The sequence below is a fragment of the Citrobacter braakii genome, assembly GCF_002075345.1.
GTDB lineage: Bacteria > Pseudomonadota > Gammaproteobacteria > Enterobacterales > Enterobacteriaceae > Citrobacter > Citrobacter braakii.
In genome coordinates, this window is sequence record NZ_NAEW01000007.1 from 301,056 (window position 1) to 314,535 (window position 13,480).

The window sequence follows — 13,480 nt, forward strand, 5'->3', positions numbered from 1 at the left end:
CTCATGCGCATCGGACAATACCAGCTCAGAAATCGCCTGATCGCAGCACCTATGGCTGGCATCACTGACAGACCATTCAGGACGCTGTGCTATGAGATGGGAGCAGGATTGACGGTATCCGAGATGATGTCTTCTAACCCGCAGGTTTGGGAAAGTGACAAGTCTCGTTTACGGATGGTGCACGTTGATGAGCCAGGAATTCGCACGGTGCAAATTGCCGGTAGCGACCCTGTTGAGATGGCCGATGCCGCACGTATTAACGTGGAAAGCGGCGCCCAGATTATTGATATCAATATGGGGTGTCCGGCTAAAAAAGTGAATCGCAAGCTCGCAGGTTCAGCCCTCTTGCAGTACCCGGATCTAGTGAAATCAATACTAACCGAGGTCGTCAATGCAGTGGACGTTCCTGTCACACTCAAGATTCGCACCGGCTGGGCTCCGGAACACCGTAACTGCGTAGAGATTGCCCAACTGGCTGAAGACTGTGGCATTCAGGCTCTGACCATTCATGGACGCACCCGCGCCTGTTTGTTCAATGGAGATGCTGAGTACGACAGTATTCGGGCAGTTAAGCAGAAAGTTTCCATTCCGATTATCGCGAATGGCGACATTACTGACCCGCATAAAGCCAGAGCTGTACTCGACTATACGGGGGCGGATGCCCTGATGATAGGACGTGCAGCTCAGGGAAGACCCTGGATCTTTCGGGAAATCCAGCATTATCTGGACACTGGGGAGCTGCTGCCCCCGCTGCCTCTGGCAGAGGTGAAGCGCTTGCTTTGTGCGCACGTTCGGGAACTGCACGACTTTTATGGTCAGGCAAAAGGGTACCGAATTGCGCGTAAACACGTATCCTGGTATCTCCAGGAACACGCTCCGGATGACCAGTTTCGGCGCACATTCAACGCCATTGAAGATTCCAGCGAACAGCTGGTGGCGTTGGAGGCATACTTCGAAAATTTTGCGTAAACAGAAATAAAGAGCTGACAGAACTATGTTCGAACAACGCGTAAATTCTGACGTACTGACCGTTTCTACCGTTAACTCTCAGGATCAGGTAACTCAAAAGCCCCTGCGTGACTCGGTTAAACAGGCACTGAAGAACTATTTTGCTCAATTGAATGGTCAGGATGTTAACGATCTCTATGAGCTGGTACTGGCTGAAGTAGAACAGCCCCTGTTGGACATGGTGATGCAATACACCCGCGGTAACCAGACCCGTGCTGCCCTGATGATGGGCATCAACCGTGGTACGCTGCGTAAAAAACTGAAAAAATACGGCATGAACTGATACTAATCAGCGAAATGTTTGTTTTAAAAGGCGCTACTCGGCATGGGGAAGCGCCTTTTTTATTAACGTCACACGGGAGGCTTTGGCGATGAACGCAAGATGTGAACCTGTCTATTTTGGCGATGAATCTAAAAAGATAATCCTGGGTGATGCTCTGACCGAACTGAAAAAGCTGCCGTCAGAAAGCGTCGATCTCATTTTCGCCGACCCACCTTATAACATCGGTAAAGACTTTGACGGGATGGTGGAATCCTGGGACGAAGAGGCATTTTTGGCATGGCTGTTTGAGTGCATTGACGAGTGCCATCGCATTCTCAAACCACACGGCACCATGTACATCATGAACAGTACGGAGAACATGCCGTACATAGATCTCAAATGCCGCCAGCTCTTTACCATCAAGAGCCGTATCGTGTGGTCATACGATAGCTCCGGGGTGCAGGCCAAAAATCACTTTGGTTCGATGTATGAACCGCTTCTGATGATGGTAAAAGATCAGAAAAACTACACGTTTAATCGTGATGATATTTTGGTTGAAGCCAAAACGGGCGCTAAACGTGCACTGATAGACTACAGAAAGAACCCGCCCCAACCTTACAACCAGAAAAAAGTACCAGGCAATGTCTGGGAGTTTCCACGCGTTCGTTATCTGATGGACGAATACGAAAATCACCCGACTCAAAAACCCAAAGCCCTCCTTGAACGCATCATTCTGGCTTCCTCCAGTCCAGATGACAGCGTGCTGGATCCGTTTGCCGGTAGCTTCACTACCGGTGCCACTGCCGTGGAATTAGGTCGCAAGTTTGTCGGGATTGAAATCAATGCCGAGTACGTAAAAATGGGGCTCAGAAGAATGAGCATTGGTTCGCATTTTTCAGAGAATGAACTTGCAAAGGTGAAAAAGCGGAAGACAAAAAATCTGTCTAAAAAGAGTCGATTAACAGCAAAGAGCGGCGATCTTTCAGCAAAGTAAAGGCATTGTAAGTCTGCTTTTCAGCTTGCAGATTTCGTGTATATTCCCTGCACGCTTGGGCATGAATACACAGGGTTTGGTAATGATTCGCAAGTATTGGTGGCTGGTTGTTTTTGCGGTCTTCGTTTTTCTCTTTGATGCGCTGCTCATTCAGTGGATAGAGCTGATGACAACGGAGCACGATAAGTGCCGGAATATGAATTCTGTGAACCCCCTCAAGCTGGTCAACTGCGTCGACCTCGAATAGCACGACGAAAAATACATCGACAGCCGTCAGGCCCTGGCGGCTAAAACTCCCCTGGCTGATTTTCACTCTGCATTAATTGCATTACACAGCCATCTGGGCTTAACATTTTTAATACGTTATCAACTAATACTGGTGCTTGCCCATACAAATCATAACTCACTGGATTCATTAACCAGTTTTTTATTATTCCGCTAAAGCTACCGTGCAGAATAATGATGATGACATCTAAATCCAGACTGGTAGCAATCAGATTTTCATCCACGCATTTTTGCAGTGAATCACGAATGCTTTGATGACTGAGACCTATTTTATCGCGAATGGTCTGTTCTGATATCATATCGTTATGAAATTCACATTTATGATATAAAATTTGCATTAATGCCTGCTGGCGAGGATTCTGTACAATATATTGCAATCCCACTACAAACTTTTCACGCAGTCGCTGTAAAGGATTATCCCCCCAACGACCAATAAGCTTATCCTGAATAAGATCGCGTAATGAAGGTTGTTGTAACCATAGCGCATTGAACAATTGCGTCTTATTTTCAAAATGCCAATAGAGCGCCCCCCGCGTCACGCTGGCGGCATCCGCAATGTCGTTTAACGTCGTATTGCTAACACCACGCACGGCAAACTGCATAATCGCTGTTTCTATCAGGTGCTGTCGTGTTTTGAGGGCATCAGCTTTCGTTTTTCTGGCCATGGTTTCGACTGTCTGAGGTAAGGTAGAGAATGATTAACTTTCTTATGTAATATTTGCTAAACGGAACAAATGTATCACTTAGCGTTTATTTAGACGAGTTCTAAAACGGTTAATTATGGACATTGCACACGAATAAACAAAACAAATAACAACCACCAATATATTCACCAACCAAATACTTATTTCAATATGTGTTTATGCGCATCATAGCATTACTATTAAAACCATAATGAAACAACCGAAGATTAATCCTTTTTTGTTTTTACGTGCCGTGTATCGCGCCCATAAATAAGTATTGCTTACATCGCAAGCTAATAATTTGTAGGATAGCCAACCATTATTTTCACTTGTGCGCGTTATCGCCTCTGCGTTACCCGGTTAATAACGAGCGTTCGGTTTTTTAAGGAATAGAAATGACGAAAAATGCCAGGTTTTCACTCCTGCCCTCATTCATCATCATGTCCGCTGTATTACTCGCCGGTTGTAACGATCAGGGAGAAACACAAGCTCACCCCGCAGAGCCGCAGGTGACTGTCCATGTCGTCGAAAAGGCTCCTTTAGCCGTGACGACCGAATTACCAGGGCGCACAACAGCATTTCGTATTGCTGAAGTCCGTCCTCAGGTCAGCGGGATTGTACTTAAACGGAATTTTACCGAGGGAAGCGATGTTGAAGCCGGTCAGTCGCTTTATCAGATCGATCCTGCGACTTACCAGGCTGACTACGACAGCGCCAAAGGCGAACTGGCAAAGAGTGAAGCGGCAGCAGCTATAGCACATTTAACGGTAAAACGTTATGTCCCGCTGGTTGGCACTAAGTACATCAGCCAGCAAGAGTACGATCAGGCCATTGCTGATGCTCGCCAGGCCAATGCCTCCGTTATCGCGGCAAAAGCGGCGGTCGAAAGCGCTCGTATCAACCTGGCCTACACCAAAGTGACATCGCCCATTAGCGGACGTATCGGTAAATCTAACGTCACCGAAGGCGCATTAGTCACGAATGGCCAGGCAACTGAGCTTGCTACCGTGCAACAACTTGATCCTATTTACGTCGACGTAACACAGTCCAGTAATGACTTTATGCGCCTTAAACAGTCCGTTGAGCAAGGGAGCCTGCATAAAGACAGCGCCAGCAGTACCGTCGAACTGGTGATGGAAAATGGTCAGTCGTACCCGCTGAAAGGTGCGTTGCAGTTCTCTGATGTCACCGTTGATGAAAGTACCGGATCCATCACCCTCAGGGCCGAATTCCCTAACCCACAGCACACGCTGCTGCCGGGCATGTTTGTGCGTGCTCGTATTGATGAAGGCGTCCAGCCGAATGCCATTCTCGTTCCCCAACAAGGGGTAACGCGTACGCCACGCGGCGATGCAACGGTGATGGTTGTCAATGACAAGAGTCAGGTCGAGGCTCGCACCGTCGTTGCTACTCAGGCGATAGGTGATAAGTGGTTAATCAGCGAGGGCTTACAGCCTGGCGATAAGGTTATCGTCAGCGGATTGCAGAAAGCGCGTCCCGGCGTAAAGGTTAAAGCAACCACCGATACCGAAACTCCAGCCGCAAAAACTGCGCAATAAGGTAACCGGACATGGCTAACTTTTTTATCAATCGCCCTATTTTTGCCTGGGTTCTGGCCATCATTCTGATGATGGCAGGGGCTCTGGCAATCATGCAACTGCCCGTTGCACAGTATCCGACCATTGCACCTCCTGCGGTCGCTATTTCTGCCACCTACCCAGGTGCGGATGCGCAGACAGTACAAGACACGGTTACGCAGGTTATTGAACAGAATATGAACGGTATCGATAACCTGATGTATATGTCCTCCACCAGCGATTCCTCCGGGAGCGTCACCATTACTCTGACTTTCGAGTCGGGTACTGACCCGGATATCGCACAGGTCCAGGTGCAAAACAAATTACAGTTAGCGATGCCCTTACTGCCACAGGAAGTACAGCAGCAGGGGATCAGCGTCGAGAAATCCAGTAGCGGTTTCCTGATGGTGGCGGGTTTTGTCTCCGATAATAACAATCTGACGCAGGATGATATTTCCGACTATGTGGCGTCTAACGTTAAAGACGCAATAAGCCGAACAGCCGGTGTCGGCGATGTCCAGATGTTTGGTGCACAGTACGCAATGCGCATCTGGCTCGACAGCAACGCAATGAACAAATATCAGTTGACTCCTCTGGACGTTATCAATCAACTGAGAACGCAAAACAATCAGATTGCCGCAGGCCAACTGGGAGGCGCACCATCCGTCCAGGGTCAACAACTTAATGCCTCCATTATTGCTCAGACACGCCTGAAAACGCCGGAAGAGTTTGGCCGCATAACGCTGAAGGTGGGCCAGGATGGTTCAATGGTTCACCTCAGAGATGTAGCCCGCATCGAACTCGGCGGCGAAAACTATAACATGGTGACGAAAATTAATGGTCAGCCTGCAACAGGCCTGGGCATTAAGCTGGCGACCGGTGCAAACGCGCTGGATACTGCCGCAGGCGTCAAAGCAAAGCTGGCTGAGTTACAACCTTTCTTCCCGCAAGGTTTGCAAGTGGTTTACCCCTATGACACTACACCATTTGTAAAAATCTCGATTAACGAGGTGGTGAAAACGCTGTTTGAAGCCATCATCCTCGTCTTCCTGGTGATGTACCTGTTCCTGCAAAATCTGCGCGCCACGCTGATTCCAACTATCGCAGTGCCTGTCGTGCTGTTGGGAACATTCGCGATCCTCGCCGCATTCGGATTCTCCATCAACACGCTAACGATGTTCGGAATGGTGCTGGCCATCGGCCTGCTGGTCGATGACGCCATCGTGGTAGTAGAAAACGTCGAACGCGTCATGGCGGAAGAGAAACTGCCGCCCAAAGAGGCGACGCAGAAATCCATGGTCCAGATCCAGGGCGCACTGGTCGGGATCGCGATGGTGCTCTCGGCGGTATTTATCCCCATGGCGTTCTTTGGCGGCTCGACCGGCGCCATTTACCGCCAGTTCTCTCTGACCATTGTTTCAGCGATGGCGCTTTCTGTTCTGGTCGCCCTCATTCTTACGCCAGCGCTTTGTGCAACGCTGCTAAAACCCGTTTCCGCCGGACATGTTGAAAAGAAAGGCGGTTTTTTCGGATGGTTTAACGCCCTGTTCGATAAAAGCGTCGGGCATTACAGCAATAGTATCAGCGGTATTCTGCGCAAAACCGGACGCTACTTGTTGCTATATGTTCTTATCGTCGGCGGAATGGCTGTTCTGTTTTTACGCCTCCCTACCTCCTTCTTGCCCGAAGAGGATCAGGGGGTCTTTATGACAATGGTGCAACTTCCTGCCGGTGCGACACAGACGCGCACACAGCAGGTGCTGGATCAGATTCAGAATTACTACCTGAACCAGGAAAAAGCGAACGTAAAATCGGTGTTCACCGTTAATGGCTTCAGCTTTAGCGGCCAGGGACAGAACTCCGGTATCGTCTTTATTAGCCTCAAACCATGGGAAGAGCGTTCGGGCGATGAAAACGGCGTGACGGCTATTGTTGAACGCGCGACCAGGGCGTTCAGCCAGATCAAAGATGGACTGGTGTTCCCGTTCAATATGCCTGCCATTCTTGAACTGGGTACCGCGACCGGCTTTGATTTTCAGTTAATTGATCAGGCTAACCTCGGTCATACAGAACTGACGAAAGCCCGGAACCAGTTGCTGGGTATGGTGAGAGAACATCCAGATTTGCTGGTGCGCGTGCGCCCTAACGGTCTGGAAGATACCCCACAATTTAAGCTGGATATTGATCAGGAAAAAGCCCAGGCATTAGGCGTAAGTCTGTCGGATATAAACCAAACGATTTCCACGGCCCTTGGCGGCACCTATGTGAACGATTTTATCGATCATGGCCGAGTGAAAAAGGTATACGTTCAGGCTGACGCGCCGTTCCGTATGTTACCCAATGACATCAACAATCTCTACGTACGTAGTGGGAATGGTGAAATGGTGCCATTCTCTGCGTTCAGTTCGTCGCATTGGATTTATGGTTCACCCCGCCTGGAGCGTTACAACGGTATGCCATCAATGGAAATACTGGGAGAGGCCGCGCCGGGTCGAAGCACCGGTGAAGCCATGGCGCTCATGGAAAACCTGGCAGCACAGCTGCCAACCGGTATCGGCTATGACTGGACGGGGATGTCATATCAGGAACGGCTCTCCGGCAATCAGGCACCTGCGTTATACGCTATTTCGTTAATCGTCGTCTTCCTGTGTCTCGCCGCATTGTATGAGAGCTGGTCTATTCCATTTTCAGTCATGTTGGTTGTACCGCTCGGCGTGGTCGGTGCGCTTCTGGCGGCGTCCATACGCGGTCTGAATAACGACGTTTACTTCCAGGTAGGTCTGCTGACTACCATCGGTCTTTCCGCCAAAAACGCTATCCTTATCGTGGAGTTTGCCAAAGACCTGATGGATAAAGAAGGTAAAGGGTTGATTGAAGCCACACTGGAGGCGTCACGCATGCGTCTTCGTCCAATCCTGATGACATCTCTGGCGTTTATTCTGGGGGTTATGCCTCTGGTTATCAGCCACGGAGCAGGTAGCGGGGCGCAGAATGCGGTTGGTACAGGCGTAATGGGAGGCATGCTGACCGCGACATTGTTGGCAATCTTCTTCGTCCCCGTCTTCTTCGTTGTCGTCAGACGCCGTTTTAGTCGGCGCAACGTTTAATTTGTAAAATAAAGGCGTCTTAGGACGCCTTTTTAACCCAAGATGCCCCTCTTTATTTATTAATAAGATAGCCATTTATTTCTGATAAACCCTTCCTGAAAAACTCGCCAGTCACCTTTCTTTTTATCCATTATTTTTACAATCCACATGAATTGAGAGTATTCCTCATGTCAGTATTTTTTTAAGAAGTGGTAAAATAATCGCCGAGTTCGCAGATGGCTTAGCGTTTGTCTTTGCTCAATTAGCGAAACGCTTATTTTTGAGGTAACACCATGAAAAGATTAATATCCGTTGCATTGCTTACCGTATTCCTGGCCGGCTGTGCACACGATTCTCCTTGCGTACCTGTATACGACGATCAGGGGCGCCTGGTTCATACCAATACCTGTATGAAAGGCACCACGCAGGATAACTGGGAAACAGCCGGAGCCATCGCCGGTGGCGCAGCAGCCGTTGCCGGGCTGACGCTTGGGATAGTCGCCCTGACCAAATAAATCTTCTTAAAAGCGCGGTGGGTACCGCGCTTTTTGCAATAAGAATTAAATCTTCATATAAGACAAAACGTTGGTATATAGCACTCAACGTATAATGAAATTATTATAGATTTTCCTCACATATCCACGATTTGAAATTAGCATTTTTTCAGTTCTTCGTAACAGCGCGCTTTCTTTTCATTATTCTCACGTCATCAATATTAACGTACGAAATCGTTATCACGCGTCCGGTTTGATTTTTAAATTTTTTGCGCCGAAATGTGGCTTACGTTTCAATTTTGCACCACTTCAGGGCGCTGCATTTATTTTTTCCTGTCTACACTCTGGATATTGCGTCGAATAATCGTGCGCAAAAACCTGGCACTACCTTTGCTTAAAAGAGTATGGCCATAGCCACAGACAGGTAAAAGACGTTTTCAGAACGTTTCCATAACAATAATTCCTCCACACAGGATGCTCTATGAAAAAGATGATAATAGCCAGCCTGGCTGCGGCCGGCGTGCTGCTTGCGGTTGCAAATCAGGCACATGCCGGCGCAACACTTGATGCCGTAAAGAAAAAAGGTTTTGTGCAGTGTGGGATCAGTGACGGGTTGCCTGGCTTTTCTTATGCCGATGCAAGCGGTAAGTTCTCAGGAATTGATGTCGACGTATGTCGTGGCGTTGCCTCCGCCGTATTTGGCGATGATAGCAAAGTAAAATATACCCCGCTCACCGCCAAGGAACGCTTTACCGCACTACAATCAGGTGAAGTCGACATGCTCTCTCGTAATACCACCTGGACCTCCTCTCGTGACGCAGGAATGGGAATGTCTTTCACTGGCGTAACGTATTACGACGGCATTGGTTTTCTTACCCACAATAAAGCGGGTCTCAAGAGTGCTAAAGAGCTGGATGGCGCAACGGTTTGTATCCAGGCAGGAACAGATACCGAACTGAACGTGGCTGACTACTTTAAAGCCAACAACATGAAGTACACCCCTGTCACCTTTGACCGCTCGGATGAATCAGCTAAAGCTCTGGAATCTGGACGCTGCGACACGCTGGCTTCCGACCAGTCTCAGTTGTACGCCCTGCGAATCAAGCTGAGTAATCCTGCGGAGTGGATTGTCCTGCCAGAAGTTATTTCTAAAGAACCGCTGGGACCTGTCGTACGTCGTGGGGACGATGAGTGGTTCTCCATTGTTCGCTGGACGCTGTTCGCCATGCTGAATGCGGAAGAAATGGGCGTTAACTCGAAAAATGTCGATGAAAAAGCGGCTAATCCTGCAACGCCAGATATGGCGCACCTGTTAGGCAAAGAAGGGGACTATGGCAAGGATCTGAAGCTTGATAACAAATGGGCTTACAACATTATCAAGCAGGTAGGTAACTACTCGGAGATCTTTGAGCGTAACGTGGGATCGGAAAGCCCACTGAAGATCAAACGTGGACAGAACAACCTCTGGAATAACGGTGGCATTCAATATGCGCCACCGGTGCGCTAATGCGTAGTGATGTAACGGGCGCCGCGACTGCGGCGCTCAGTCCAGAGTCATAGTTACCGAGGTTTTCTTATGTTCCATCGCCGCTCAATCGTAAAAGGATCGTTATCCTTTTCTAACCCTGCGGTCCGCGCCTGGTTATTTCAAATACTTGCCGTCATTGTGGTCGTCAGTATTGCGGTCTATCTCATTCATAATACGATAAATAACCTGAACAATAGCGGTATTACCTCGGGATTCTCTTTTCTCGATCGCAGCGCCGGATTTGGTATTGTCCAGCATCTGATCGATTACGAGCAAGGCGATACGTATGGCCGTGTCTTTATCGTTGGCCTACTCAATACGCTATTGGTTTCTGCACTGTGTATTGTTTTCGCATCAATTATTGGTTTCTTTCTCGGACTGGCACGCCTGTCAGATAACTGGTTATTACGAAAGCTCTCGACGATCTACATCGAAACGTTCCGCAATATACCGCCGCTGCTGCAGATCTTCTTTTGGTATTTCGCCGTATTACGTAACCTGCCCGGCCCACGTCAGGCCGTTAACGCGCTGGACTTGATGTTTCTGAGTAACCGGGGGCTCTATATTCCGGCACCGCAAATGGGAGAAGGATTTTTTGCCTTTTGCGGCGCTGTAATTATCACTATCGTCGTCACTATCGGGCTATTTCGCTACAACAGAATGCACCAGACTAAAACCGGTCAGCTACGCCGGACCTGGCCCACGGCTCTGGCGCTGATCGTGCTTTTACCGATGATCTCACAGTGGCTGTTTGGCGCAGCGCTTCACTGGGATATCCCCGCCCTTCGCGGTTTTAACTTCCGTGGCGGTATGGTGCTTATTCCCGAACTGGCTGCCCTGACGCTGGCGCTTTCAGTGTATACCTCGGCGTTTATTGCAGAAATTATTCGAGCGGGAATCCAGGCCGTTCCTTATGGCCAACATGAAGCAGCACGCTCGCTGGGTCTGCCAAATCCGGTGACACTGCGCCAGGTGATCATCCCACAGGCGCTGCGCGTCATCATTCCCCCATTAACCAGCCAGTATCTGAATATCGTCAAAAACTCCTCACTTGCGGCCGCCATTGGCTATCCGGATATGGTTTCACTGTTTGCTGGCACGGTACTCAATCAAACAGGGCAAGCCATTGAAACCATTGCTATCACGATGTCGGTGTACCTGATCATCAGCCTGAGCATTTCTCTGCTGATGAATATTTATAACCGCCGTATTGCACTGATTGAGCGCTAAGGAGCCATGATGACAAAAGCACTGCTGTCTCACCCCTCGCGTCAGAACAGTAACCCGGCAAGCCGCAGTCTACTCTGGGTGCGTAAAAACCTGTTCTCCAGTTGGTCAAATAGCCTGCTCACGCTGCTGTGCATTTGGCTGATTTGGTCATTTCTTCCGCCACTGCTGAACTGGGTATTCTTTCAGGCCAACTGGGTCGGTTCAACCCGCGCAGACTGCACCAAAGCAGGGGCTTGCTGGGTGTTCATTCATGAACGCTTTGGGCAATTCATGTATGGACTTTATCCCCACGATCAGCGCTGGCGCGTAAATCTGGCCCTGATCATTGGCCTGGCCTCTATCGTCCCTATGTTCTGGAAATCTATGCCTCACCGTGGCCGCTATATCGCCGTCTGGGCCGTCGTTTATCCCGTGGTGGTCTGGTGGTTGATGTACGGTGGTTTTTTCGGACTTGAGCGCGTAGAAACCCGACAGTGGGGCGGATTAACACTGACGCTTATCATTGCATCCGTGGGGATTGCGGGCGCGCTTCCGTGGGGTATTTTACTGGCGCTTGGACGTCGGTCTCATATGCCAGTCGTGCGGATTTTATCCGTCATTTTCATTGAGTTCTGGCGCGGTGTGCCGTTGATTACCGTCCTTTTTATGTCCTCGGTCATGCTTCCTCTGTTTATGTCCGAAGGGACCAGTATCGACAAACTTATCCGGGCGCTGGTCGGCGTGATTCTTTTCCAGTCGGCGTATGTCGCAGAAGTGGTTCGCGGAGGGTTACAGGCCCTACCAAAAGGTCAGTATGAAGCCGCTGAATCACTGGCGTTAGGGTACTGGAAAACGCAAGGGCTGGTCATTCTTCCGCAAGCCCTCAAGCTGGTTATTCCGGGTCTGGTTAACACGATTATCGCCCTGTTTAAGGATACCAGTCTGGTCATCATCATCGGCCTGTTTGATCTCTTCAGTAGCGTGCAGCAGGCAACTGTAGACCCTTCATGGTTGGGTATGTCGACGGAAGGATATGTTTTCGCTGCACTGATTTACTGGATCTTCTGTTTTAGCATGTCGCGTTACAGCCAACATCTGGAAAAACGTTTTAACACCGGGCGTACACCGCACTGAGGAATTTATGAGCCAATTATTAATGCCGTCTACCGACGCGATGATTACGCTGGAAAACGTCAACAAATGGTACGGACAGTTTCACGTCCTGAAAAACATCAACCTGAAGGTAAAGCAGGGAGAACGCATCGTATTATGCGGACCTTCCGGTTCGGGTAAATCGACAACTATCCGCTGTATCAACCATCTGGAAGAGCATCAGCAAGGACGTATTGTGGTGGATGGGATCGAACTCAATGAAGATATCCGCAATATTGAGCGCGTCAGACAAGAAGTTGGCATGGTCTTTCAGCACTTTAATCTCTTTCCTCATTTGACGGTCCTGCAAAACTGCACGCTGGCACCGATCTGGGTGCAAAAGATGCCAAAAAAAGAGGCTGAAGCTCTGGCAATGCACTACCTTGAGCGAGTTCGCATTGCTGAACATGCGCATAAATATCCCGGGCAAATCTCTGGTGGGCAGCAACAGCGCGTAGCCATTGCACGCTCACTGTGCATGAAACCCAAAATCATGTTATTCGATGAACCCACATCAGCGTTGGATCCTGAAATGGTAAAAGAAGTGCTTGATACCATGATAGGTCTGGCACAATCAGGCATGACCATGCTGTGTGTTACCCATGAAATGGGCTTTGCCCGTACAGTGGCCGACCGGGTGATCTTTATGGATCTTGGCGAGATTGTTGAACAGGCAGCACCGGATGAGTTTTTTGCTCACCCCAAATCTGAACGCACGCGTGCGTTTTTGTCGCAGGTTATCCATTAAAGCCATGCGCCGGATACAGCACTGGCGTTTAACAGATAAAACAAAAGGCCCAGTCGAAAGACTGGGCCTTTTGTTTTTATTTGATGTCTGGCAGTTCCCTACTCTCGCATGGGGAGACCCCACACTACCATCGGCGCTACGGCGTTTCACTTCTGAGTTCGGCATGGGGTCAGGTGGGACCACCGCGCTACAGCCGCCAGACAAATTCTTTTCTAAGTGCCAAACTTTAACCGAAAAACTGGTGCTGATACCCAGAGTCGAACTGGGGACCTCACCCTTACCAAGGGTGCGCTCTACCAACTGAGCCATATCAGCACACTAAATTTGATGCCTGGCAGTTCCCTACTCTCGCATGGGGAGACCCCACACTACCATCGGCGCTACGGCGTTTCACTTCTGAGTTCGGCATGGGGTCAGGTGGGACCACCGCGCTACAGCCGCCAGGCAAATTCTG

The 13,480-nt window shown here is 49.4% G+C and carries 12 protein-coding genes, 1 tRNA gene and 2 rRNA genes; 11 read left to right on the forward strand and 4 right to left on the reverse strand.

Annotated elements, in window-relative coordinates; all coding sequences use genetic code 11:
• Positions 1–3: 3 nt before the first annotated feature.
• The 4 genes from dusB (at position 4) to BZK42_RS17220 (ending at position 2,511) form a co-directional block, all read left to right on the forward strand.
• Positions 4–969: a tRNA dihydrouridine synthase DusB gene (dusB, locus tag BZK42_RS17205; RefSeq protein WP_047359094.1), complete on the forward strand. Its 966-nt coding sequence runs from the start codon at positions 4–6 to the stop codon at positions 967–969.
• A 25-nt stretch (positions 970–994) separates the two neighbouring features.
• Entirely contained in the window at positions 995–1,291 is a 297-nt protein-coding gene (fis, locus tag BZK42_RS17210) for a DNA-binding transcriptional regulator Fis (RefSeq protein WP_000462905.1), read from the forward strand.
• A gap of 88 nt (positions 1,292–1,379) precedes the next feature.
• Entirely contained in the window at positions 1,380–2,264 is an 885-nt protein-coding gene (yhdJ, locus tag BZK42_RS17215; RefSeq protein WP_047413935.1) for an adenine-specific DNA-methyltransferase, read from the forward strand.
• Between the two features lie 82 nt (positions 2,265–2,346).
• Positions 2,347–2,511: a DUF2556 family protein gene (locus BZK42_RS17220; RefSeq protein WP_003025279.1), complete on the forward strand. Its 165-nt coding sequence runs from the start codon at positions 2,347–2,349 to the stop codon at positions 2,509–2,511.
• A gap of 40 nt (positions 2,512–2,551) precedes the next feature.
• Here BZK42_RS17220 and envR read toward each other — a convergent pair whose 3' ends face one another.
• Entirely contained in the window at positions 2,552–3,214 is a 663-nt protein-coding gene (gene envR / locus BZK42_RS17225; protein WP_080859567.1) for an acrEF/envCD operon transcriptional regulator, read from the reverse strand.
• Positions 3,215–3,627: 413 nt separating this feature from the next.
• Here envR and BZK42_RS17230 point away from each other — a divergent pair, with 413 nt between their 5' ends.
• From BZK42_RS17230 to BZK42_RS17260, 7 genes are all read left to right on the forward strand, one after another.
• A complete protein-coding gene (locus BZK42_RS17230; RefSeq protein WP_080859568.1) occupies positions 3,628–4,791 on the forward strand; it encodes an efflux RND transporter periplasmic adaptor subunit in 1,164 nt (387 codons plus the stop codon).
• An 11-nt stretch (positions 4,792–4,802) separates the two neighbouring features.
• Positions 4,803–7,916, forward strand: coding sequence for an efflux RND transporter permease subunit (locus BZK42_RS17235; protein WP_016157598.1), 3,114 nt, complete (start codon positions 4,803–4,805; stop codon positions 7,914–7,916).
• A gap of 272 nt (positions 7,917–8,188) precedes the next feature.
• On the forward strand, positions 8,189–8,410 hold the full coding sequence (locus tag BZK42_RS17240) for a lipoprotein (protein ID WP_046275048.1): 222 nt from the start codon (positions 8,189–8,191) through the stop codon (positions 8,408–8,410).
• Positions 8,411–8,870: 460 nt separating this feature from the next.
• On the forward strand, positions 8,871–9,896 hold the full coding sequence (locus BZK42_RS17245; protein ID WP_003025295.1) for an amino acid ABC transporter substrate-binding protein: 1,026 nt from the start codon (positions 8,871–8,873) through the stop codon (positions 9,894–9,896).
• Between the two features lie 69 nt (positions 9,897–9,965).
• Positions 9,966–11,147 (forward strand): amino acid ABC transporter permease, encoded by a 1,182-nt coding sequence (locus tag BZK42_RS17250; protein WP_046275047.1) that lies wholly within the window; start codon positions 9,966–9,968, stop codon positions 11,145–11,147.
• A 9-nt stretch (positions 11,148–11,156) separates the two neighbouring features.
• Positions 11,157–12,260 (forward strand): amino acid ABC transporter permease, encoded by a 1,104-nt coding sequence (locus BZK42_RS17255; RefSeq protein WP_047359098.1) that lies wholly within the window; start codon positions 11,157–11,159, stop codon positions 12,258–12,260.
• A gap of 7 nt (positions 12,261–12,267) precedes the next feature.
• Positions 12,268–13,026 (forward strand): amino acid ABC transporter ATP-binding protein, encoded by a 759-nt coding sequence (locus BZK42_RS17260; protein WP_016154732.1) that lies wholly within the window; start codon positions 12,268–12,270, stop codon positions 13,024–13,026.
• A gap of 85 nt (positions 13,027–13,111) precedes the next feature.
• On the opposite strand, the gene rrf (BZK42_RS17265) is transcribed toward BZK42_RS17260, so the two are convergent.
• The 3 genes from rrf (BZK42_RS17265) to rrf (BZK42_RS17275) all read right to left on the reverse strand — a co-directional run bounded on the left by rrf (BZK42_RS17265) (position 13,112) and on the right by rrf (BZK42_RS17275) (position 13,471).
• A 5S ribosomal RNA gene (gene rrf, locus BZK42_RS17265) occupies positions 13,112–13,227 on the reverse strand.
• 38 nt (positions 13,228–13,265) lie between these two features.
• Positions 13,266–13,341: transfer RNA gene (locus BZK42_RS17270), tRNA-Thr, on the reverse strand.
• A gap of 14 nt (positions 13,342–13,355) precedes the next feature.
• A 5S ribosomal RNA gene (gene rrf / locus BZK42_RS17275) occupies positions 13,356–13,471 on the reverse strand.
• Positions 13,472–13,480 lie beyond the last annotated feature (9 nt).